The following is a 22,678-nucleotide window of genomic DNA, read 5'->3' as shown; positions in this document are numbered from 1 at the left end:
CTCCCTTTATCGATTCAGGAGACAGCATGGATGTCAGCAGCAACGCGGTACCGAACGATCGCGCCGGCAACGGCACACTGGCCGGGCGCGCCATCCGTGGCCTGATCGAGCGCATCGGCCCTGACGGCGTCAGCGGCTGGTGCCTGGACCTCAATTGCCCGCAGGAGCAACTGGCGCTGGAGTTTCGCGCCGGCGGCAAGCCGATCGGCTTTACCACCTGCAGCGTGGAGCGCGACGATGCCGGCGGCTTCGGCTTCCACTGGCCGCTGCCGCGCCACATGCCCCAGGTCGCGCTCGACACGCTCGAAGCCTGGGTCTTCGACACCACCATCAAGCTGGAGCGCGCCCCCGCGCAGGACGGCGGCGCGCAGCCGGCGCGCCACGCCAGCGGCGCCATCGTGCTCGCACAGGTGGAAGCGGCCGGCATCGGCGGCGCCATCCTCGGCGCCGGGCCGGGCCAGGCGCTGACCATCGAACTGCATGCCGACGGCGTGCTGCTGGCGGCGCAGGCGAGCGGCCCGGATTTCCTGCTGCCGGTGCCGGATGCGCTGTTCGACGGCCAGTTGCACCAGCTGACCCTGCGCGTGCCGGAACTGGGCGCCCAACTGGCGCTGCCGCGCGAACTGAGCGTGTTTGCCGCTGTCGACGCCGGCAACTACCACGTCCGCAACGGCATCCTGTACGGCTGGATCGATCCGCGCGGGGCGCCCGGCGGCGCGGCCGAGCTGCGCGTGGACGACGGCCAGCGCAGCCTGGGCAAAATGCCGGTGGACGCCGGCGCCGAGCCGGGCGCGGCCTTCAACTTCAAGTTCGAGCTGCCGTTCACCCTGTACGACGGCGCACAGCACGCCATCGCCATCAACCTGCACGGCACCCGCTGCCGCCTGCGCGCCCAGGGCGGCGCGCTCTCGCTGGCGTGGCGCCACCCGGTGGTGGGCCGGGTCGACCGGGTCGACTCCAACGGCCTGCACGGCTGGGCGCTCGACACGCGCGACACCAACCAGGTGCTCACGGTCGGCCTGTACGAGGGCGAGCAGTTGCTGTGCCAGAACCAGACCCAGATTCTCCGGCTCGACGTCAACAAACAGCTCCAGACCGAGGGCAATCACGGCTTCGAACTGCTGTTCCCGGCCGCGCTGTACGACGGCCAGGCGCGCCGGATCAGCGTGCGAGTGGATGGCATGCCGCTCAATTTCCGGCTCGAACACGACGTGCCGCTTGTTCTCAAGCCCGAGCAACTGGCCAAGATCGACCCGGCCGAGCGCTACCAGGGGTTTGTCGAACAGCTCAATACCGGCATGATCATGGGCTGGGCGTGGGACCGCAAGAACCCGGCAGTGCCGGTCCACGTCGCGATCTATGTCGACGACACCTTGCTGGCGGTGGCCGAGGCCAACCGCTTCAGCGCGCGCCTGCGCAACGACCACCGGCACGGCCACCATGCCTTCCTGCTCAGGTTCCCGACCCACCTGATGAACGGCGCCCAGCGCAAGATCCGGGCCGTGATCGTCGAAGGCGCCCTGGCCCTCAAGATCGAGAACGACAGCCTGCGCTTCCCGCTGGTCGACTTTTTCGCTCGCCAGATCGCGCCCCTGCCGGACGGCCACTACAGCCACCGCGCGCCGCCGCAACTGTGGCAGGGCCGGCGCGCGCGCCTGCCGGCGCCGCTGGCGGAACCCGGCACGCCGCTGATCTCGATCATCGTCCTGAACTGGAACGGCGCCACCATCCTGCGCGACCTGCTCGAATCGATGCTGCGCATCGACTGGCTGCACGACTACGAACTGCTGCTGATCGACCACGGCTCGGTCGACGCCAGCATGGCCGTGGCGGCCGAATATGCCGACCGGCTGCCCTTGCGCATCCTGGCGCGCGGCGTCAATTTTTCGTTCGCGGCCTCCAACAACTATGGCGCCGCCCTGGCGCGCGGGCGCTACCTGGTATTCGCCAACAACGACCTGGTAATGCTGCACGACTGCCTGGCGGTCATGCGCGAACACCTGGACGACCCGCAGGTCGGCGCGGTCGGCCTCAAGCTGCTCGAGCCGCTCGCCAGCGGGGCCGATGCCTGGCGCTACGTCACCCATCACCAGGGCGTGCAGTTCAAGGTCGACACCCTGGCCGGCAAGGGCCAGCGCTATTACGCGCCGATGGAAATCGGCGAACAGCCGCACGCCGACCTGGCCGGCTGCTACGACCTGCCGGTGGCCACCGCCGCCCTGCTGATGTGCCGCGCCGAGCAATTCAAGGCCATCGGCGGCTTTTACGAAGGCTATGTCTACGGCATGGAAGACGTGGACCTGTGCCTGGCCCTGCGCCTGAACCTGGGCAAGGCCGTACTGTGCGATACCGCCGCCGTGGCGCTGCACAACCGCAGCGCCACGCGCGACTCCAAGATCCGCGCCGGCGCGCACCAGAAAATGTACTCGGCCAAGCTGCACGCGAACAACCGCAAGCTGTACATCGAACGCTACGGACGCCGGCTGACCCGCACCATCCTGCGCTCGCTGGTCGAGGGCGAAACCATGTGGCGACCGGCCCCGCTGCGGGTCACCATTGCGGTGACCGCCACCGCCATCAGCACCCCGGCCGGCGACTTTTTCACGGCGCTGGAACTGGGCGAGGCGCTGCACCGCCTGTACGGCTGGGAAGTCATGTTCGCGTCCATGCCAACCCACCAGTTACCCGGCACCGACGTGCTGGTGGTGATGCGCCACGATTACGCCATCGACAAGATCAGCGAAGCCAATCCGGGCCTGGTCACGGTGGCCTGGGTGCGCAACCGGGTCGACCAGTGGATCGACGCCCCGCACCTGCAAGCCTACCAGCTGGTGTTTGCGTCGTCGCAGAAAGCGATCGCGCATCTGCGCGAGGCCACCGCCATCGAAGCGACCCTGCTGCCGATCGCGGCCAACGCCGCCCGCTTCAAGCCGCTGCCGGCGGCGCCCGAACACGCCAGCGACGTCACGTTTACCGGCAGCTACTGGGGCGCCGAGCGCGAAGCGATCGGCCTGCAAGACCTGGCGCGCGAGCGCTACCGCTTCGCCATCTACGGCCACGGCTGGCAAGACCGGCCCGACTGGAAGGCCCACTGGCGCGGCGCGGTGCCGTACGCGGCGCTGCCGGAGATCTACAACTCCGCCAAGATCGTGCTCGACGACAGCCACCCGGTCACGCGCAACTGGAACTCGCTCAATTCGCGCGTGTTCGACGCCTTGGCTACCGGCAAGCTGGTGCTGACCAACTGCCGTGGCGGCGCCGAGGAACTGTTCCCCGGCCTGCTGCCGGCCTTCGACGACGAGCAGCAACTCCAGGCCCTGCTGCGCCACTACCTCGACAACGACGAGGAGCGCGAGGCGCTCGCCGCCAGGCTGCAGCGGGAGGTGCTGGAAAAGCACACCTACGACGTGCGCGCCGCCACCTTCCGCGACGGCCTGCGCGGCCTGCTTCGGCACACCTTGCGCTTTGCGATCAAGATCGGGGTGCCGTCCATGGACCAGCGCGAGCAATGGGGCGACTGGCACTTCGCGCTGGGCATCAAGCGCGCCCTGGAAAAACGCGGGCACGTGGCCCGGATCGACATCCTGCCCGACTGGTACTGCGGCCTGACCGCCGCCGACGACGTGGTGATCGTGCTGCGCGGGCTGTCCCAGTACCAGCCGCAGCCGACCGCCATCAACCTGGCGTGGCTGATCAGCCATCCGGACGATGTGACCGTGAGCGAACTGCAGCAGTACGAGCACACGTTCGTGGCCTCGAACAGCTTTGCGGCCTGGCTGGGCGAGCGCATGGGCGACCAGGTCAGCCCGCTGCTGCAATGCACCGACCCGGCGCTGTTCTATCCGGAGCATGACGAGGAACTCGATGTACCGGAGGTGATTTTCGTCGGCAATTCGCGCGGCCAGCTGCGCGAGGTGGTGCAGTACGCGCTGGCCGGCGGGGTCGATCTGGCCGTGTACGGCGGCCTGTGGGAAGGCATCCTGCCGCCGCAGATGGTGCGCCAGACCTACATTCCCAACGCGCGCCTGCGGCATTACTATTCGGCCGCCAAAGTGGTGCTCAACGACCACTGGAGCGACATGCGCGACCAGGGATTCGTGTCGAACCGCCTGTTCGACGCCGGCGCCTGCGGCGCGACCATCGTCAGCGATGACATGCAAGCGTGCCGCGCGCTGTTCGGCGATGCTGTACATTACTACAACACGCCGGAAAATCTGGCGGCCGGGGTCGCCAGGCTACAGCGCGGCAAAGCAAAAACTGACAGGGGAGGCAAACGCTTGCGTGAACTGATCATCGCCAATCATACTTTCCAGCACCGCGTCGACGACATCTTGCAGGTCGTCGCACGGCTGGCCCCGGACACCGTCGCCGCCAGCGCGCCAGTTATCAGCGTGGAGGCCGCATGAGCGCCGTCCTGAACGCCGTCCCGCACGCCGAAACGGCGCCCCAGCCGCCGCTGCCGCCGGTCAAGCTGCGCTTCATGGCCGAGACCGACGAGACATTCTTGCCGATCTGCGAGCACCTGTGCCGCACCGTGCTCAGTCACGATGTCGCCCTGGACTGCGACCTGCTCGACGTCGGCTGCGGCTACGGCCGCCTGGCGTACGGATTGCGGCGCGCCGGATTTCGCGGCAGCTACCGCGGCTTTGATATTTTGTCCACGCAAGTCGACTGGCTCAAGCGCAACTTCGCGCAAGCCCACGACGCCGCCCGCTACGACTTCGACTTCGCCAACGTACACAACGCCCGCTACAATCCGGGCGGCCTGCCGTTCGAAGACATCAAGTTGCCTTATGCCGAGGCCAGCTTCGACTGCGTCACCTCGTTTTCGGTGTTTACGCACATGTACGAGGACGACATCCGCCACTACCTGCGCCGCATCGGCCCGCTGGTGCGCCCGGACGGCAAGTGGCTGGCCACCTTTTTCCGCCTGCCCGACGATTTTTCGCTGCTTGCCCAGCACCCGGCGATGCGCTACCGGCTGACCGAGCAGATTTCCCCGCACGCCTTCATCCACAACCCGGCAGAGCCGCTGCATGTGATCGCCTACAAGGAATCCTTCCTGCGCCAGGTATTCGCCGAGGAAGGCTGGAGCGTCGCATCGCACCACCCGGGCAGCTGGCTGGGCGACCCCAACGACGGCGAGTTCCAGGACTGGTTCGTGCTGCGCCGCCAGGGCGCGCCCGCGCAGGAACCGGAGCCGCCCGCACCAGCGGAAACGCTGGCGCCGCCTACGCCGGCTGCGCCCGCCTGCAACATCTGCGGCGGCAGCGCCTTCGGCCCCGGCCCGGCCGGGCGCCTGGCCAGCACCGGCGCGCCTCCCTGCTGCCAAAGCTGCGGCTCGCTGGAGCGCCAGCGCGTGGTACGCCACATGTTCCAGGCAATCCCGGTCGGCTTTCTCGACTGGCGCCGCAGCCTTCAGTTCAGCCCGGACCAGGCGCACAACCCGGCCTGGTTCCGCAGCCATGAAGTGTCGGTGTACGACGGCCCCGGCAGCCTCGACATCCAGGCCATCGCGCGCCCGGACGGCAGCTACGACTACCTCACCGTCAGCCACGTGCTCGAATGCATTGCGCGCGACCTGGCCGCCTTCGACGAGCTGCACCGCGTCCTGTCGCCGCGCGGGCTGCTGCACATCGGTTTCGGCGGCAGCGAGCTGCGCGCCGTGACCGAAGACTTCGACGTGCCGGTCGACCGCTACGCCAATGTACACCGCTACGGGCGCGACGTGTACCAGCGCTTCGGCTGCGCCGCCAAGGGGATCGGCATGCTGGCCGTGCAAGGCATCGACCCGGTCACCGGCGCTTCCGACGTGGCCCACCTGTTCGCCAAGGATGCGGCCGATATCGCGCGCGTGCGCGCCTGGCTGCTGGCCTGGGACCCGGCCCTGGTCATCGTCGATCAACAACTGCCATGATGCGCGAGCCGACGCCGGCCTGCCGACTCGCCGACGCGCACTGCAATCTGTGCGGGGCCGGCATGCGCGAGGCGCACGACGCGCTGTGCCCGGTGTGCGCCAGCAGCGCGCGCCAGAGGGTGATGCGCAGCGTCTTCCAGGCGCTCCCGCATGGCTTGCTGGCCTGGCGCACGCTGGCGCCCGCGCCCGCCCCGCACGGCCTCGATGAACGCTGGTTCGGCGGGCGCGCCACGAAGGCCGACCTGGCCCTCGCCGAGCCGGCGGACGTGGCCGACGCGTTCGACACGCTGCCGGCGCGCGGCGTCGTGTACGTTGGTGGCGATGGCGCCGTCCTGGCTGGGTTGCTGGCCTTGCACTGCGCACCCTGTTCGGTGATCGCCATGGACGTGGCCGACCCGGGCAGCCCGGCGCGCCTGGCCGCCAGCCTGCTGCTGCGCGATGGCGCCGACGCGGCGCGCTGGCTGCCGTATCTGCAGGCGCGCCACGGACAAGCCGCCGTGGCGGCGCGCGTGGTCGAGGACCCGTTCGCCCCGCTGCGCGCCGAACTGGCCTGCTGGGAAGCTGAACAACGCGCGTGCGGTTTGTGGTGGCGCGACGACGACCTGGTCGCCGACAGCCCCGCCCTGCGCCGCCTGGCCGCGCTCTCGCAGCGCCACGCCGCGCCGGTGCTGGTGGCGGTCATTCCCGCCCAGGCCGACGCCAGCCTGGCGCGCGCCACCGAAGACGGCATGCCGACCCTGGCGTTTTGCCAGCACGGCTGGAATCACACCAACCATGCGGCGCCGGACCAGCCCAACGGCGAATTCGGGGCGGCGCGCGAAGCGGCGGAGGCCGAAGCGGACCTGGTGCGCGGCAGCGAACGCATGCGCGAGCTGTTCGGCGAACGCTTCATGCCGGTCATGGTGCCGCCCTGGAACAAGCTGGCGCCGGCGCTGGCGGCGCGCCTGCCGGCGCTCGGCCTCTACGGCGTGTCGCAATACCTGTCCGAGCCGTACACCCCGGTCGATGGGCTGGTGCGCGTCGATACCCACCTCGACATCGTCGACTGGCGCAACGGCGCCGGCGTGCGCGAGCCGGCCGCGCTGGTCGAGCGCCTGGTGGCGATTTTGCAAATGCGCCGCACCGGCCAGTTGAGCGAGCCGGTCGGCATCCTCAGCCACCACCGCGTCATGCTTGATGGCACCTGGCGCTTCCTCGAGCGGCTGCTGGCCGTCACGGCCGACTTTTCCTGCGCGCGCTGGCTGCACCCGCGCGACGTATTTGACGAGACGACATCCATGATCCAAAAAGAAGCGCCATGCGCTGCCTGATCGTCGGCGCCGCCAAGACCGGCACCACGGCGCTGCTGTACGCGGTGGCGCAAGCGATGGGCGGCGAGCCGGTGATCCATTTCGAGGAGCGCATCGCCACCCTGCCGCCGCTGGCACCGCACACGGCGGCCAAGCTGCTGTTCGAACAGGAGCGCCCCGACGACATCGCCGCCTTCGGCGCCAGGTTCGAGCGCCGCATCCTGCTGGTGCGCGACCCGCGCGATAACCTCATCAGCCGGCTGCTGTACATGGTGGCGTCGTTCCGCGTCCAGATGGACGATGCCCCCTGGCTGCGCACCATCGCCGCGCTGCTGCAACGCAAACAGCAAGACCCGGCCTCGGTGGCCCTGCAAGCGTTTCCGCAACTGCGACCGCCATCGGTCTTGCTGGAACGCACCTGCGCCGCCAACCAGGCGCTGGCGGCGTTCGCCGCCGCCCACGGCGGCGACTGGTTCATCCTGCGCTACGAAGACCTGGTGGCGGGCCGGCTGGACGCCCTGTCGGCCTACCTCGGCCTTGCCGTGCGGGCCGACCCCAAGGTCGATCCGACTTACCAGCGCGTCACGCGCACCAAGGGCGCCGGCGACTGGCGCCACTGGTTTACCCGCGACGACGTGGCGCTTTACCGGCCGCTGCTGGAGCCCCTGATGGCCGCCCTCGGCTACGCCGACGACTGGACCCTGGCCGATCCGCCGCTGATCACCCCCGGGCACAGCTGGGTGTATTTCGAGCGCCTGGTGCGCGAACGACGCCAGTTCTTCGATTTAGCGCCGCTCACGCTGCCTACGCCCGGCCAGCATGGGCCGGCTATGCCTGTGCGCCTGGGCAAGGCGGACGTCGTCAACCGGCTGATCCGCCAATTCGGCTTCAAGCGCTATCTTGAATACCAAAAGTTCGACGCTTCCGGCTGTTTCGAGCAAGTCGCCTGCGACAGCAAGACCCAGGCCTATATTCCCGAACATAACTACCTCGACGGGGCCAACACCGAGCGCCTGCTGCGCACGGCGGCCACGGTGCCGCCGCACGACATCCTGGACCTGGCGCAACTGCTGGAACGGCACGCCGGGCAGCGCTTCGACATCATTTTCTACGACCCGGTGCATCTGCGTCCGGCGGTGGACGAGGCGCTACGCGCCTTGCCGGCGCTGCTCAATCCCGGCGGCGTGCTGGTGGTGCATGACTGCAATCCCGAACAGGAAGCCTGGACCAGCGCACAACGCAGCCCCGGCACCTGGTGCGGCGAAACCTACAAGGCCTTCGCCCTGCTGCGCCACCACAATCCGGGCTTGACCGCAACGGTGGACGAGGATTACGGGGTCGGCCTGATCTGGAACAATGGGCTGGCGCTCGCTTATCCGCTCGCCGATCTCAACTACCAGCAATTCGCGGCCCAGCGCACCTCCTACGCCGGCTTGATCAGCTACCATCAATTCCTGGCCAAAACGGCAGAGGGGAACATCGCCACCCTGTTCGCCGCGCCGGCCGTGCCCGCGCCGCTGCGCTTCCAGCCACGGCCCGCACCCGCGCCGCGCATGGCGAGCCAGCTGTTCTGGCGCGGGCCTGACGAGGATTTCAGCGAAGAGCAGGCGCTCAGCCTGCCGATCGTGCTCGATGGCAGCGAGCAGGTGCTGCACTTTACCTTTCCGCACGGCGTGGCCGGCATCGAGCGCCTGCGCTTCGACCCGGCCGACGGCATCCTGGCGCTGCGCCTGGCGTCGATCGAACTGATCAGCCCCAAGGGCGCGCTGATGTGGCGCTGGGACGCCGATGGGCATGCCGGCCAGGACTGGCGCGCCGTGCATTTTTGTGAGGTCGATGGCGCCAGCTTGCTGCTCACCACAGGCAGCGATCCGCAATTTCATCCGGCCTTGCCGGGCAGCGTGCGGAGCCAGCTTTGCGCCGGCTGCAGCCTGTCGGTGGTGATGGCGCCGCAACCGCCGCTGGTCGTCACGCTGCTGGCGGCGCTGGACGCAGCGCGCCAGGGAGCACGCGATGAGTGAGGCGTTGGCTGACGCGCTGCAAACCGCCGCGCACTGGAACGCGCCGCGGTCTCTGCCGCAGCGCACGCGCTGGTGGCAATCGAAGGCCATCGTGCGCCACATCAACCGCCGCATCGCCGGCGAGGAAAGCGACGGCACCGCTGGCGGCGACCTGGCGCTGCTGCGCGCGCAAAATGACGCAGCCCCCTTCGGGCGCGCCATCTCGGTCGGCTGCGGGACCGGCTACCACGAGCTGCAATTGCTCAAGGCCGGCGTGGTCGAGCACTTCGACCTGGTCGAAATCGCCGCCAGCCGGGTCGCGGCAATCCACGCCAGCGCCGCCGCCATGGGCTTGAGCGCGCGCATCTCGGTCAGCAGCGCCGATCCGTTCGCCGGCGCGGCGTCCGGGCAATACGACCTGGTGTACTGGCGCGACGCCTTGCACCACATGAATCCCACCCTCGACGCCGTCGCCTGGAGCCGGCGCGTGCTCCACACCGGCGGCCTGTTCTACATGCACGAATGCGTGGCGCCGAGCTACATGCAATGGAGCGATCACCAGCTCGACCTGGTTGAACGCGTGCGCCGGATGCTGCCGGCGCGCTACCTGGACGATCCGCACCAGCCGGGGCGCCTGATACCGTTGCGCAGGAGCCGCCCGACCGTGGCCGGCATGCGCGCGGCCGATCCGAGCGAGTGCGTCGACAGCGCCAACATCCTGCCCAGCGTGCGGGCGGTGTTTCCGAATGCGGCGCTGGTGCCGGCCGGCGGCATTGTCTACATGCTCGCGCTGAACGATATCCTGGCCAACCTGGACGAAGAGCGCGACGACGGCCTGCTGGCCGCCTTGCTGGCGATTGACGATCTCTACAGCGATGCGGGCGACTTCGTGTATGCGGTGGCGCATGCGCGCAAGCTCGATCCGGCCGCTGCCTACGCCTGATGGGTAACGTGGCGCTCGCGCAGCAGAAGCAGCAGCGACGCCAGCGCGTCCTCGACCGAGCCCCCGGCGGTGTCGAGCACCAGGTCGGGCGCGTCCGGCGCCTCGTAGGGCGAGGAGATACCGGTGAACTCGGCCAGCTGGCCGTCGCGCGCGCGCCGGTACAGGCCCTTGACGTCGCGCTCTTCGCACAGCGCGAGCGGGCACTGGCAAAAGACTTCGAGAAAAGCGCCGTCGGGAACCAGCGCCCGGACCCGTGCGCGGTCAGCGGCGAAGGGCGAGATAAAGGCGCCGATGACGATCATGCCGGCATCGGCGAACAAGGCCGCCAGTTCGCCGGCGCGGCGGATGTTTTCGCTGCGGGCGGCATCCGAAAAGCCAAGGTCGGCGCACAGGCCGCTGCGCAGCTGGTCGCCGTCGAGCACGTAGCTGCGGCAGTCCATCTCGAACAGGCGCCGCGCCAGCGCCTGGGCCACGGTCGACTTGCCGGCGCCGGACAGGCCGGTCAGCCACAACACGGCGCCACGGTGGCGGTTCTGGACGGCGCGTTCGGCGCGGGTGATGCTGGCGGCAGGTGTTGGAGGTGTTGGCATGGCGGGACTCGGCAAGAGGGGGTGAGCGAACTGGCGCGACGATATATTCACATAAACCGTGGCTGCGCGGCGGGTTTTCCTGACGCGCGCTGCGAATTTTTTCAGATGGGGGCGCATGGACACGCAATTGGCGCTTGAACGCATGCAAGCCCAGTCCACACCCGTGTGCAAGCTGTGCGGCGGCAAGGAGTTCGGCCCCGGCCCGGGCGGACGCCTCGGCAAAGACCAGCGCGGCCCGCACTGCCTCGCCTGCGGTTCGCTGGAACGGCAGCGCGTCGGCGCACGCGTGCTGCAAGAGCTGCACGGGGGCGACCTGGAGTGGCGGCGCGCCCTGCTGCTGGGAACCGAACATGGCGCCGATCCGCGCTGGTTCGCCCATTGCGACGCGGCGCCATCGGTTCGCGCCGGCAGCTTGCCGGACGCGCTGGCCGGCTACGGCGCCGGCAGTATCGATTTCATCGGCATGATCCACATGTTCGAATACCTGGACCGGGACCGCGAGGCCTTTGCCCGCTTGCTGCGCCTGCTATCGCCACGCGGCGTGCTGCAGGTCGGCTTCGCCGATCCGCACGCGCGGCCGTGGACCGCGATCCAGGTGGGGCCGCCGGGCAGCGTGCGGCGCTGGTACGGACGCGACCTGGGCCGGCATTTTCGCTGCGACGAACTGGGCGTCGAGATGCGCGTGCATGAAGCGGCCGACCCCGTCACCGGAATGGTGCTGCCGGTGCACATGTTCCACCACCAGCCATGAAAGCCTCGCCTCGATGACCGCCGACGACATCGCCAGCAAGAAAGACTACATCCGCCAGCGCGTCGAGGGCCTGGACAAGGCGCTGCTGCCGCTGGGCGACCCGGCCGGCAAGGACGTGCTGGTGTTTGGCTGCGGCCTGGGTAACGAAGTGCTGTGGAGCGCGCGGCGCGGGGCGCGCTCCGTGCTCGGCATCGACCTCGGCATCAGGACCCATGCGCCGCTCGACGAGCTGATGGCGGAAGAGGGCTTCGGCGATGTCTGTTACGCCATGCACGAATGCAATGTGCATGACCTGGCGCTCGACCATCCGGGCCGCTACGACCTGATCGTGTCGAACGGCGTGTTCGAGCATGTAAGCGACCTGAAAGGCGTGTTGAACGCGCTGCGCCCATTGCTGCGGCCCGGCGGGCGGATGGCGATCTACGCTGACGGGCTGTGGTTTTCGGCCATCGGCGGCCATCTGGGCAAATGCAACTGGGAGCACCTGTGGATGGCGCCGCACGAGATCAAGGAGCAGTTCCCGGAGCGCTGGGCCGCGTATACCCGCAACCTGAACCGCATGACGGCGGTGGACTTTTTGCAGGCGCTGCGCGACGTGGGCGCGCTGGTGCTGCAGTTCAACGTGCGCAGCGACCCCTATTTGCGCAATGCGGCGCCGCTGATGGAGGCGATCCGCGCGCGCCAGCAAGTCTCGCCGACCGACATGTCGATTACCTCGGTCGGCTGCGAGATCTGCTTTCTCGAGCATCTGTGATCGTGCAAATGTTAAACAATTCCATTCCCGTCGCGCCGCATTTCACATAAAATCGGCATGTCGACTTGCCGACCTTTGAGGGACACTCCATGATTCTTGTCACCGGTGGCGCCGGCTTTATCGGATCCAATTTCATCCTCGACTGGCTGGCCCACAGCGACGAGCCGGTGATCAATCTCGACCAACTGACCTATGCGGGCAACCTGGATAACCTGGCGCCGCTCAGGGACGATGCGCGCCATGTATTCGTGCGCGGCGATATCGGCGAGCGCGCGCTGGTATCGGGACTGCTCGCCAGGCACCGCCCGCGCGCCATCATCCATTTTGCCGCCGAAAGCCATGTGGACCGCTCGATCGACGCGCCCGGCCAATTCATCGCCACCAATATCAACGGCACGTTTGCGCTGCTGGAGGCGGCGCGCGCGTATTGGCAGGAACTCGATGGCGTCGACAAAAGCGCGTTTCGCTTCCTGCACGTCTCGACCGATGAAGTGTACGGCACCCTGGGGCCGTTGGAGCCGGCATTTACCGAGCAATCGGCCTACGCGCCGAACAGCCCGTATGCGGCGTCCAAGGCGGCCTCGGACCATCTGGTGCGGGCCTGTTATCACACCTACGGCTTGCCGACCCTGACCAGCAATTGCTCGAACAATTACGGGCCGCGCCAGTTCCCCGAAAAGCTCATTCCGCTGATGATCGCCAATGCGCTGGCCGGCAAAGCGCTGCCCGTGTACGGCGACGGCCGCCAGATCCGCGACTGGCTGTACGTGGGCGACCATTGCGCGGCGCTGCGCCGCATTCTCGACGCCGGCCGTCCGGGCCAGGTCTATAACGTGGGGGGACAAAACGAAATGAGCAATATCGACGTGGTGCATACGCTGTGCGACCTGCTCGACGCCGCGGCGCCGGCGGCCGGGTCGTACCGCGGCCAGATTGCGCATGTGACCGACCGCGCCGGCCATGACCGCCGTTATGCGGTCGATGCGGGCAAGCTGCAGCGCGAACTGGGCTGGGCGCCGGCCGAGGATTTTGCCAGCGGGCTGGCGCGCACGGTGCGCTGGTACCTGGCCAACCGCGACTGGGCGGCGGCGATAGCCTCGGGCGCGTATCGGGATGTGCATTGGACGGCGGGAGTGGCGCCATGAGCGCCGCACGCAAGGGCATCATCCTGGCCGGTGGTTCCGGCTCGCGCCTGTACCCGGTCACCACCAGCATCTCCAAGCAATTGCTGCCGGTGTACGACAAGCCGATGATTTACTACCCGCTCACCACGCTGATGCTGGCCGGGATCCGCGATATCCTGATCATTTCGACCCCGCAGGACACGCCGCGTTTTCGCGAATTGCTGGGCGACGGCAGCGCCTGGGGCATCAACCTTCAATATGCAGTGCAGCCTTCGCCGGATGGCCTGGCGCAGGCTTTCATCATCGGGCGCGAGTTTGTGGGCAACCGGCCGTCGGCGCTGATTTTGGGCGACAATATCTATTATGGGCACGAACTCGATAACAAGCTGAAAAAGGCCGACGACCATCACGACGGCGCCACCGTGTTCGCCTATCACGTGCTCGACCCGGAACGCTACGGCGTGGTCGAATTCGGCGACGGGCAGAATGCGCTGTCGATCGAAGAAAAACCCAAGGTGCCGAAGTCGAATTACGCGGTGACCGGGCTGTATTTCTACGACCGCCAGGTGTGCGACATCGCGGCCGACATCCGCCCGTCGGCGCGCGGCGAGCTCGAAATCACCGACGTCAATCGCGCCTACCTGGCCGCCGGCCAGTTGCACGTGGAAGTGATGGGACGCGGCATGGCCTGGCTCGACACGGGAACGCATGAATCGCTGCTCGACGCCTCGCAATTCATCGCCACCATCGAAAAGCGCCAGGGCTTGAAAATCGCGGTACCGGAAGAAGTCGCGTACCGCAAGGGCTTCATCGGCGCCGAAGAACTGGAAGCGCTGGCGCGGCCGATCAAGGATAACGCCTACGGCAAATACCTGCTGCGGGTCTTGTACGACCAGATTTTCTGAGGCAGGCCCCGGTTTTGTCGACCAAGGAAGGTCCATTCAACGCTACTGTTACTTTTTCGACGTCTTAAAAATTCAATCTTTCAAGGGCCCTTGCTTGCGGCAGAATGGACCCCAACAGCCAAGCCATAGCGAGGATTAACCATGCGAGATCAGGGCAAAGCACAGGCGCGCAATCCGGTGGACTCCGCCATGGAAGCGTGGCGCGATGATCTCCTCCCCCTGGTGCTGCTGGCGGCACTGGGAAGCGGCTTGCTGGTCGTGCTGGGAGGCTCGATATTGAATCCCCACTACCACCTGGCGCCGGCGCTCATGTGGAGCCTCGGCTTCTGCGCCAGTGGCATGCTGCTGGGTTTTTTGTTCGGCATTCCGCGCACCCTGCCAGCGGGCGCGGTCAAGCTGGCGGCCGAAACGATGGCTACCGGCGATGGTTCCGGCGCCGGCAAACCGGGTTCCCGCCGCGACACAGGTACACCGAGCCCGCCCGCTCCCAATGAAATCAATTCAAACCTGGTCGAGGTATCGGACTGGCTTACCAAAATTATCGTTGGCGTCGGCCTGGTGGAACTGAAAAATCTTCCGCGCGCCGCGTACAGCGTGGCGGAATTCATCGCTCCGGGCCTGGCAATCGCCAACGATGTCGCGCTCCCTATTGCGGGCGGCATCATGATGTATTTCTCGGTGCTCGGCTTCCTGATCGGCTATCTGCTCACGCGCATTTACCTCGCCATTATCATCAAGCGCGCCGACAATCTGGTCATCATTCAAAACGACCAGGTCCGCCTGGCTGCGGGAACGGAAATCGAGGTTCATTTCCTGAGCAAGCTGCAGCAAACCGCCATCGACGACCTACAGGAGATCGTCGGCAAACTGGTCCTGGCCACGCCCAAAAATCTCGCCGTGGCCACCACGGTGCCTCCCGCCCCGAGTCCATTCAATAAATCAAGACAGCGGCGCATTTTATGGGTCGACGATGTACCGACCAACAATACCCTGCTCGTGGAGCAATTCAAGCTGATCGAGACCGAGGTCGAGCAGGTCACCACCACTGACGCTGCCCTGGCCCGAATCAGCCAGGAAAAATTCGATCTCGTGATCACGGATATGGCGCGACTCGAAGATGGACGGCGCGTGCAGGATGCCGGCCTGATTCTGATACGGGAAGCCATGAAGCTGCGTCCCGAACTGCAAATCGTGGTGTATTGCAGCAGGGGCATGGCGGCCATGCACGGCAAGGCCGCCGAGCAGGCCGGGGCGCGCTTGGTCACCAGCTCCGGCACTGCCTTGCTGGCGGTGGTCCGGCCCATCCTGGACGCGGCCACGCTCGCCGAACCGCCGCGCTAGGAGTCAGCGCGGCAGAAGCCATCTGGGCAAACGGCACTTGCCCGTCTATAATGCCCGCATGAGCACCCTGGCAAAGCGACAAACACTGCACCTCTGGATCGCCTTCCTGGCCATCCTGTTCAGTGCCTTCGCGCCCGCCATCGGCAGCGCCGCCATGGCGTCTGTAACGATGGAAGTGTGTACCAGCGAGGGCGTCAGGCTGATCGACGTCGCCGCCAGCGACGGCGACACCTCCGGCCCGGGCCATCACGCCATGCAGCACTGCGCGTTCTGCACCACCCACGCCGGCTCGTACCTGCCGCCGGCGCCGCCCACGGGCATGCTGATCGTCGCGACCGGCCGCACTTCCTACCCATCGCTGTTCTACCGTGCGCCGGCACCGCTGCACGCCTGGTCGTCGGCCAACCCGCGCGCCCCTCCCCTCCTCGCCTGACCGTCCGTACCAGTCTGGCCACCGGCTTGCCGGGGCCTTGTGCCGCCATCCGCGCGGCTGCGAACCTGTTTGACGAGGATGTATCTTGACACCGACCCCTGTCGCTTCAGCGACCACGCTCGCCATCGCGCTGCGCACGCTGCGCTGCTTTAACGCCGCCGCCTTCAGCGCGCTGGCCTTTTTCTACTTCGCATCGTATTGCCTGCCTGCGGCCCCCTTCTTCGCACTGCAACTCGTGCCGGCCGCCGCCACGCACTTGAACACAGCATCACTTTCCGCCAGCAAGGACGCACCATGAACCACCTCCACATTCCCGTCTTCCTGGCCCTGGCCGGCGCCGCCGCTGGCAACGCCGGCGCCCAGAACACGCTTGAAAACACCACCGAACCGCGCATGCGGGTGATCGTCTCGGCCATCGGCGAAGGCTGGCGCGCACCGCAGAACGGCTCCGGCGACGCCGCCTCGCTGCTGGGCGCCACCCCCGGCTATAGCGTGGCCCAGGGCGGCGGCGTGTCCGGCCTGCCCTTTGTCAATGGCCTGGGCGACGACCGCCTGAAAATCCGCATCGACGGCATGGAAATCACTTCCGCCTGCGCCAACCACATGAATGCGCCGCTGTCGTACATCGACCCCACCCAGGTCGGCCATATCGAGGTGCTGGCGGGGGTCACGCCGGTCAGCGCCGGCGGCGACAGCATCGGCGGCACCCTGACCGTCAAGTCGGCCGCGCCGGTGTTCGGCGCCGATGGCGAGCGCCTCGTCACCAGCGGCAAACTGTCCCTGAGCGGGCGCAGCAACGGCGCGGCAGTCAACGCCGGCGTCTCGGCCAACGTGGCGAACGAGCGCATGAGCTTCGGCTACAGCGTTGCGCAAGCGCGCGGGCACAGCTACGACGATGGCGACGGCCAGCGCGTCCTTGGCAGCATGTACCGCAGCACCAACCAGTCGGCCGTGCTGGCCCTGCGCGGCGACGGCCAGCGCCTGACGCTGCGCGCCGGCGTGCAGCGCATTCCCTACCAGGGCTTCCCCAACCAGTACATGGACATGACCGGCAACGACGCCACCTTCGCCAACCTGAACTGGCTGTCGACCTTCGGCTGGGGCGAGCTCGACGCCAGCGCTTACTGGCAATCGACCAGGCACGAGATGGGCTTCTTCACACCCGAGCGGCCCGGCACCATGCCGATGCTGACCGATGGCCGCAATGCCGGCTATGCACTCAAGATCACGCTCCCGGCGGGCGACGCCAGCACCGTGCGCCTGGGGCAGGAACTGCACACGTTCAGGCTGGACGACTTCTGGCCCGCCGTTCCCGGTTCGATGATGATGGGACCGCAAACCTATGTGAACATCAACGATGGCCGGCGCGACCGCATCGCGCTGTACGGCGAAGCCGAAACCCGCCATGGCGGGCGCTGGACCTCGCTCTTCGGCGCGCGCTGGGAATCGGTGCGCATGGACGCCGGCGCGGTCCAGCCGTATGCGAGCAACATGATGAACGCGGCCGACGCGGCGGCGGCGCAAGCATTCAACGCGCGCGCGCGGCGCCAGCGCGACGGCAACCTGGACCTGACCGCGCTGGCGCGCTTCGCGGCCGACGCCAACACCACCTACGAGCTGGCGGCGGCGCGCAAGACGCGCTCGCCCAACCTGTACGAGCGCTATTCGTGGGGACGCGGCACGATGGCGATGACCATGACCAACTGGTTCGGCGATGGCAACGGCTATGTCGGCAACATCGACCTCAAGCCGGAAACCGCCACCACCCTGGCCTTGACCGCGCACTGGCACGGCGGCGGGGCGGACGGCTGGTTCGTCAAGCTCAACCCGTACTACAACCGGGTCAGCGACTATATCGATGTCGATACGCTGGGCCAGTTCAACCCGTACAGGAGCAAGATCGCGCAAGGCGCCCTGCTGCGCTTCGCCAATCATGACGCCAGGCTGTATGGCGCCAACCTGTCGTGGCGCATGCCGCTGCCGGCCTCGCTGGCGTTCACGGGCAATGCGGCCTACACGCGCGGCAAGCGCGCCGATGGCGGCGACCTGTATCACATCTCGCCGCCCAACGCCCTGCTGGCGCTCGACTACAGCCACGGTCCGTGGAGCGGCCAGGTCGAGACCAGGCTGGTGGCGCACAAGGACCATGCCGATGCCCGCCGGCTGGAGCCGCACACGGCGGGCTACGCGCTGCTCAACGCCCGCGCCGTCTACCAGTTGCGCAAGAACGTGCGCCTGTCGGCCGGCGTGAGCAACCTGCTGGACAAGCAGTATGCCGACCCGCTGGGCGGCGTGTACCTGTCGGGCCTGGCCGCGCAGCGCGGGGCCTTGCAAGCCTTGCCCGGTTACGGCCGCTCGGTGGAACTGGGGCTGACCATCGGTTTCTGATCCGATGCCGGTGCCGCAGCGCGGGCTGCTCAGGCAAGGTCCGCGTACCACTGCGCGTAAGGCGTGTTGGCGGCCATGCACCGGTTGAAATCGGGTGTACCGTCGGTCCACCACACCGGCCCCCGCTCGCCCAGGGCGCGCTTGGCCGTGTCGACCGCCGCGCGGGCGTAGCGTTCGGCGTCGGCATCGCCCGATTTTTTGGCGGCGCCGACCTGCCTGCGCGCCGTCATGAGCTGGTCGACCAGTGCTTGCCGTTCATCCGGCGCAAGAGCGGGATTACTGGTGCGCCACAGGCGGCCAGACACGACAGAATAGCGCCCGTCGGGCGTGGTGGGATATTTTTCAGCGGCCGGCATGGATTGGCTCACCCACCGGCTGGCGCCACGCCGGGAAGGTAGGCGGTCAAGAACTCGGCCGGCATGCGGCGCACCTTGCCGCTGCTGATTTCAATGCAGACCAGGTCCCAGCGCCCTCGCAGCACGGTGACGCCATCGCGCGCGCGGATCAGTTGAAAACGGCGTTCCATCGCGATCTTGCCGTCGCCACCGCTCAGCCACGTGGCCAGGCTCAGGGACTCGCCCACCACGGTCGGCAGCAGATAGTCGTACTCGCCGCGCCGGATCGCCATGCCCCGGTCGAGGCGGCGGTAGTCGTCCAGGTTCAGGCCAAGCTGCTCCGAGTGCGCCCAGCCGATCTGTTCGCACCATTGCACATACACGGCATTGTTGGTGTGATCGAGTCCGTCGATATCGCCCGGCTGCGGCGTGATCGCCTGCACAAACGGGTTTGCATAGTCCCAGTCCAAAACAGTCCCTTTTCAAAAGGGGACCTCAAAAAACCTACTGCGCAGCGCTTCTCGAACGAAGCTTGCGCCGCTCGCGACGGTTTTTCGAGGTCCCCAAAAAATGTGCGCGCTGTGGCGTGAATCAGCCGAAGCGCGCCTGGTAGTCGCTCGGCACCACGCCCAGTTGCGCGGCGAAGGCCCGTCGCAGATTGTACTCGCTGCCGAAGCCGCTCTGGCTGGCGGCGCGCTTGACTGTCATGCCGGGGCGTTCGAGCAGGCCGCAGGCGGCCTCCATGCGCAGCCGCAGCAGCAGCTGGGCCGGCGACAGGCCGGCCGCCTGGCGCAGTTGGCGGTGCAAGGTGCGCACCGACAGCGCACACGCCGCCGCCATCTGTTCGACGTCGATCCGCTGGCGCAGGCGCGGGCGCAGCCAGTCGGTCAGCTGGGCATGCACGTCTTGCGGATCGGCCTGCGCCAGCAGTTGGGAGCTGAACTGGCGCGGCGCCGTTCCGGGTGTACACCATCGGCGCCACGACTGCGATGCTGCGCGCCCGGGCCGGCCTGAGCGTGCTGCCGGAAGCCGATTTTGCCGGCGCCGGCGACATCGATGTGCTGATCGTGCCGGGCGGCGTGGTGACCAAGGAACTGGCCAAGCCCGACGTCATCGCCTGGATCGCCGCCACCGCCGGCAAGGCGGAATTGACGGCGTCGGTCTGCACCGGCGCCATCCTGCTGGCGCAGGCGGGGCTGCTCGACGGGCAGGAGGCAAGCACCCATTGGGCGGACGTGGAGGAGTTGCGCACGTCCTTCCCGCTGGTGCGGGTGCGCGAACAGCGGCGCTGGATCGACAATGGCGCCATCGTCACCTCGGGCGGCATTTCGGCCGGCATCGACATGTCGCTGCATCTGGTCGAACGGCTGGCGGGGCGCGAACTGGCGCTGCGCACCGCGCACCTGATGGAATACGAGTGGAACGAGCGATGAGGGGGCGAAAATGCGTATCGTGCGCAGCAAGGATTACCTCGGCGCGCGCGCCTGGGACGCGCAGCTGATCGCCGCCATGGACAAGGCCACCGTGCGCCTGCACTGGAGCGACCAGCCCTACCCCTGGCACGTCAACGACGGCCAGGAGGTATTCGCGGTGCTCGACGGCGAAGTGGCGATGCACTACCGCGACGACGGGCGCGAGCTGGTGGCGCATTTGTGCGCCGGCGACATCTTCTACGCCGCCGAGGGCGACGCCCACAGCGCGCATCCGCTGGGACAGGCGCGCATCCTGGTCATCGAGCGCGCCGGCAGCGTGTAGCGTCCACGCTCGGCACGTCCGGGCGGCGCCGCTCAGGCCAGTCGCTTGACCAGCACGGCGGCCGCTTCGGCCGACGAGGCCGGGTTCTGGCCGGTAATCAGCAGGCCGTCGGTGAGCACGTACGAGCCCCAGTCGGCGCCCTTGGAATACACGCCGCCGTTAGCCTTGAGCATGTCTTCAACCAGGAACGGCACCACCTCGGTCAATCCCACGCCGTCTTCTTCCGTATTGGTGAAGCCGGTGACCTGCTTGCCTTCGACCAGCGGACGGCCGGCCGCGGTTTTGACGTCGCGCAGCACGCCCGGCGCATGGCAGACCAGCGCGACCGGCTTGTTGGCCGCGATGAAGGCGTCGATCAGGGCGATCGAGTGCTGGTCGTTCGCCAGGTCCCACAGCGGGCCGTGGCCGCCTGGATAAAACACCGCGTCGAAGTCGGCTTGCTGCACACTGTCGAGACGCACGGTGGCGGCCAGTTGGGCCGTCGCTTCCACGTCGGCCTCGAAACGGTGCGTCGCTTCGGTCTGGGAAGCCGGTTCGTTGCTCTTCGGGTCGAGCGGCGGCTGGCCGCCTGCCGGCGACGCGAGCACCATCTCGACGCCGGCATCCTTGAAGATGTAATACGGGGCGGCCAATTCTTCCAGCCAGAAGCCGGTTTTGCGGCCAGTGTTGCCAAGTTCGCTATGCGAGGTCAGTACGATCAGAACTTTCATGGTATTTCTCCTAAATAGATCATCAATGAAAACGAGTAGACCAGTCGTCTATTCGCAGGGCAAAAAATTGGCGGGCGAACCGCCGGCAAGGCAAACTCCCCTTACTCCGGGGAGAGATGTAATAGTTGACGCGTGCTCGACAGCGCCCAGTCGAACGGCTGGGTGTCGCGGCCAATTTTCACCATGATGCTCGCGCCCAGCCACAGCTGGTACAGGCTGTGGGCGGTGGTCTCGACATCGCTGTCGATCGCCAGCGACCCTTCGGCCACGCCGGCCTCGATGGCGCCGGCCAGCCTGGCGACGATGCCGGCCGTGCCGCGCTTGAGGGACAGGCGCATTGCCTCGGACAAGTCGGCCACTTCGGCGCCCAGCTTCACGGCCAGGCATTTTCCCTGGCATTCGAAGGACGTTTGCGCCGCCTGCCAGCTTTTCCAGTAATTCATCAGGCGTTGGGCCATGTCGAGGCCGGGCTGGCTGAAGGTGGCGTCGATTTGCGCCAGGTAGTCTTCAAAATAGGCTTCGAGCATGGCTTCCCCGAACGCATCCTTGGAACCGAAGTAATGGTAAAAGGAGCCTTTCGGCACCCCGGCAGCGAGCAGGATCTCGTTCAGGCCGACCGCCGAAAACCCTTTCGCGGCCATGATGCGCTGGCCGGTGGAAAGGATGTTTCCGCGAACATCGGCGCTGTCGGATGGTGTTCTTGTGTTCATGGGTGTACTATAACCTAGATTAGACCGGTCGTCTAGGACCCTGTAACCCGATGCGGGGCAGCGCGTCATGCTCCTGCCTGCTCTGGCGACAGGAGCATGAGCGCAAGCGGTCGCGGCGCGCTCTACTGGCCGGTCTGGGTCAGCACCATGGTCCAGCGCTGGCCGTCAACAACAATCAAGACCTCGAACGGCAGCGCGCCAGCCGGTGCGGCGGACACATCGAAGCTCTGGGTCTGCGCGTTGTAAGCCAGCCAGCCCGGCAACGGCGAGGCGTCGGTGCGGGTGACCTGCACCGACACGCCGCCGACCGCCATCGCAGCGCTCAACTGTTTCGGCAAGGCGATGCTGAAGCGTTCGCCGCTGGCGATGATTTCCTTGGGAATACCTACCGCCACCAGGCCGGCGACCTGCTTCGAGGAGGCCCGCACCAGCGACACGGTGATGGCTTCTTTCGCTTGCGCACCGAGGCCCCGCTGCGCACCCGTCCCAGGCACGGGCGGCGGGATGGTCAGTTGCAACGGCGACGCTGCCCTGGTAACGACCGGGGGGACGGGCGCAATCACGGGCAACTGCGGCAACACGAGTTCGGCAACTTCCACTGGCGGCGTTGGCGTTGGCGTTGGCGTTGGCGTTGGCGGCGGCGGGGGATGGGGAGCCGGCGGCGCCGGCGGGGGCGGAGGGGGGGGGGGCGGGGGCGGGGTGGGCGCCGGCGTGGGGCGCGGGGCATAGTGGG

General features: G+C 67.4%; 21 protein-coding genes and 1 pseudogene. 15 read left to right on the top strand and 7 right to left on the bottom strand.

Annotated features, from left to right (window positions below; translation table 11 throughout):
- Positions 1 to 26 precede the first annotated feature (26 nt).
- Genes F1735_RS17545 through F1735_RS17525 form a run of 5 tightly spaced genes read left to right on the top strand, consistent with a single transcriptional unit; the run spans position 27 to position 10,149 of the window.
- Positions 27 to 4,406, top strand: a complete 4,380-nt coding sequence (locus tag F1735_RS17545) for a glycosyltransferase family protein (RefSeq protein ID WP_167238132.1) — start codon at positions 27 to 29, stop codon at positions 4,404 to 4,406.
- Positions 4,403 to 5,917, top strand: a complete 1,515-nt coding sequence (locus F1735_RS17540) for a class I SAM-dependent methyltransferase (protein WP_167238131.1) — start codon at positions 4,403 to 4,405, stop codon at positions 5,915 to 5,917. The genes F1735_RS17545 and F1735_RS17540 overlap by 4 nt, the downstream gene beginning before the upstream one ends.
- A complete protein-coding gene (locus F1735_RS17535; RefSeq protein ID WP_167238130.1) occupies positions 5,917 to 7,227 on the top strand; it encodes a hypothetical protein in 1,311 nt (436 codons plus the stop codon). Before F1735_RS17540 ends, F1735_RS17535 begins: the two co-directional genes overlap by 1 nt.
- Positions 7,215 to 9,227: a hypothetical protein gene (locus F1735_RS17530; RefSeq protein WP_167238129.1), complete on the top strand. Its 2,013-nt coding sequence runs from the start codon at positions 7,215 to 7,217 to the stop codon at positions 9,225 to 9,227. The genes F1735_RS17535 and F1735_RS17530 overlap by 13 nt, the downstream gene beginning before the upstream one ends.
- The gene (locus F1735_RS17525; protein ID WP_167238128.1) at positions 9,220 to 10,149 is read left to right on the top strand and encodes a class I SAM-dependent methyltransferase; all 930 of its coding nucleotides are present in this window, start codon (positions 9,220 to 9,222) and stop codon (positions 10,147 to 10,149) included. The genes F1735_RS17530 and F1735_RS17525 overlap by 8 nt, the downstream gene beginning before the upstream one ends.
- Here F1735_RS17525 and cysC read toward each other — a convergent pair.
- On the bottom strand, positions 10,140 to 10,739 hold the full coding sequence (cysC, locus tag F1735_RS17520) for an adenylyl-sulfate kinase (RefSeq protein ID WP_167238127.1): 600 nt from the start codon (positions 10,737 to 10,739) through the stop codon (positions 10,140 to 10,142). The two genes, F1735_RS17525 and cysC, sit on opposite strands and share 10 nt — an antisense overlap.
- A 115-nt stretch (positions 10,740 to 10,854) precedes the next feature.
- On the opposite strand from cysC, the gene F1735_RS17515 reads away from it, so the two are divergent.
- The 8 genes from F1735_RS17515 to F1735_RS17480 all read left to right on the top strand — a co-directional run bounded on the left by F1735_RS17515 (position 10,855) and on the right by F1735_RS17480 (position 18,435).
- Positions 10,855 to 11,490 carry a class I SAM-dependent methyltransferase gene (locus tag F1735_RS17515; protein ID WP_167238126.1) on the top strand — a complete coding sequence of 212 codons (636 nt, stop codon included), beginning with the start codon at positions 10,855 to 10,857 and terminating at the stop codon, positions 11,488 to 11,490.
- A 13-nt stretch (positions 11,491 to 11,503) separates the two neighbouring features.
- Positions 11,504 to 12,244 (top strand): methyltransferase domain-containing protein, encoded by a 741-nt coding sequence (locus F1735_RS17510; RefSeq protein WP_167238125.1) that lies wholly within the window; start codon positions 11,504 to 11,506, stop codon positions 12,242 to 12,244.
- An 89-nt stretch (positions 12,245 to 12,333) separates the two neighbouring features.
- On the top strand, positions 12,334 to 13,389 hold the full coding sequence (rfbB, locus tag F1735_RS17505) for a dTDP-glucose 4,6-dehydratase (protein ID WP_167238124.1): 1,056 nt from the start codon (positions 12,334 to 12,336) through the stop codon (positions 13,387 to 13,389).
- A complete protein-coding gene (gene rfbA / locus F1735_RS17500) occupies positions 13,386 to 14,273 on the top strand; it encodes a glucose-1-phosphate thymidylyltransferase RfbA (protein ID WP_167238123.1) in 888 nt (295 codons plus the stop codon). Before rfbB ends, rfbA begins: the two co-directional genes overlap by 4 nt.
- 141 nt (positions 14,274 to 14,414) lie before the next feature.
- Positions 14,415 to 15,614, top strand: coding sequence for a response regulator (locus tag F1735_RS17495; RefSeq protein WP_167238122.1), 1,200 nt, complete (start codon positions 14,415 to 14,417; stop codon positions 15,612 to 15,614).
- A gap of 58 nt (positions 15,615 to 15,672) precedes the next feature.
- Positions 15,673 to 16,047, top strand: a complete 375-nt coding sequence (locus F1735_RS17490; RefSeq protein WP_167238121.1) for a DUF2946 domain-containing protein — start codon at positions 15,673 to 15,675, stop codon at positions 16,045 to 16,047.
- Between the two features lie 85 nt (positions 16,048 to 16,132).
- Positions 16,133 to 16,345 (top strand): hypothetical protein, encoded by a 213-nt coding sequence (locus tag F1735_RS17485; RefSeq protein WP_167238120.1) that lies wholly within the window; start codon positions 16,133 to 16,135, stop codon positions 16,343 to 16,345.
- On the top strand, positions 16,342 to 18,435 hold the full coding sequence (locus tag F1735_RS17480) for a TonB-dependent receptor (RefSeq protein WP_167238119.1): 2,094 nt from the start codon (positions 16,342 to 16,344) through the stop codon (positions 18,433 to 18,435). Before F1735_RS17485 ends, F1735_RS17480 begins: the two co-directional genes overlap by 4 nt.
- A gap of 29 nt (positions 18,436 to 18,464) precedes the next feature.
- On the opposite strand, the gene F1735_RS17475 is transcribed toward F1735_RS17480, so the two are convergent.
- From F1735_RS17475 to F1735_RS17465, 3 genes are all read right to left on the bottom strand, one after another.
- Positions 18,465 to 18,791: a hypothetical protein gene (locus F1735_RS17475; RefSeq protein WP_167238118.1), complete on the bottom strand. Its 327-nt coding sequence runs from the start codon at positions 18,789 to 18,791 to the stop codon at positions 18,465 to 18,467.
- A gap of 8 nt (positions 18,792 to 18,799) precedes the next feature.
- Positions 18,800 to 19,240 carry an acyl-CoA thioesterase gene (locus tag F1735_RS17470; RefSeq protein WP_167238117.1) on the bottom strand — a complete coding sequence of 147 codons (441 nt, stop codon included), beginning with the start codon at positions 19,238 to 19,240 and terminating at the stop codon, positions 18,800 to 18,802.
- 121 nt (positions 19,241 to 19,361) lie between these two features.
- Complete coding sequence (locus F1735_RS17465; protein ID WP_373888540.1) at positions 19,362 to 19,673, bottom strand: helix-turn-helix domain-containing protein; 312 nt, start codon at positions 19,671 to 19,673, stop codon at positions 19,362 to 19,364.
- Positions 19,674 to 19,732: 59 nt separating this feature from the next.
- Here F1735_RS17465 and F1735_RS17460 point away from each other — a divergent pair, with 59 nt between their 5' ends.
- Together F1735_RS17460 and F1735_RS17455 are read left to right on the top strand one after the other, a co-directional pair.
- Positions 19,733 to 20,203: a DJ-1/PfpI family protein gene (locus F1735_RS17460; RefSeq protein WP_373888539.1), complete on the top strand. Its 471-nt coding sequence runs from the start codon at positions 19,733 to 19,735 to the stop codon at positions 20,201 to 20,203.
- Between the two features lie 10 nt (positions 20,204 to 20,213).
- On the top strand, positions 20,214 to 20,525 hold the full coding sequence (locus tag F1735_RS17455; protein WP_167238115.1) for a cupin: 312 nt from the start codon (positions 20,214 to 20,216) through the stop codon (positions 20,523 to 20,525).
- 32 nt (positions 20,526 to 20,557) lie between these two features.
- On the opposite strand, the gene F1735_RS17450 is transcribed toward F1735_RS17455, so the two are convergent.
- From F1735_RS17450 to F1735_RS35720, 3 genes and pseudogenes are all read right to left on the bottom strand, one after another.
- On the bottom strand, positions 20,558 to 21,235 hold the full coding sequence (locus F1735_RS17450; RefSeq protein ID WP_167238114.1) for a type 1 glutamine amidotransferase domain-containing protein: 678 nt from the start codon (positions 21,233 to 21,235) through the stop codon (positions 20,558 to 20,560).
- A 101-nt stretch (positions 21,236 to 21,336) separates the two neighbouring features.
- The gene (locus tag F1735_RS17445) at positions 21,337 to 21,945 is read right to left on the bottom strand and encodes a TetR/AcrR family transcriptional regulator (RefSeq protein WP_167238113.1); all 609 of its coding nucleotides are present in this window, start codon (positions 21,943 to 21,945) and stop codon (positions 21,337 to 21,339) included.
- 122 nt (positions 21,946 to 22,067) lie between these two features.
- Positions 22,068 to 22,678, bottom strand: a pseudogene (locus F1735_RS35720) (hypothetical protein); the annotation flags it as partial.

The sequence above is a fragment of the Massilia genomosp. 1 genome (assembly GCF_011682185.1).
GTDB lineage: Bacteria > Pseudomonadota > Gammaproteobacteria > Burkholderiales > Burkholderiaceae_D > Telluria_A > Telluria_A rubra.
This window is presented reverse-complemented; position numbering and strand designations above follow the sequence as displayed.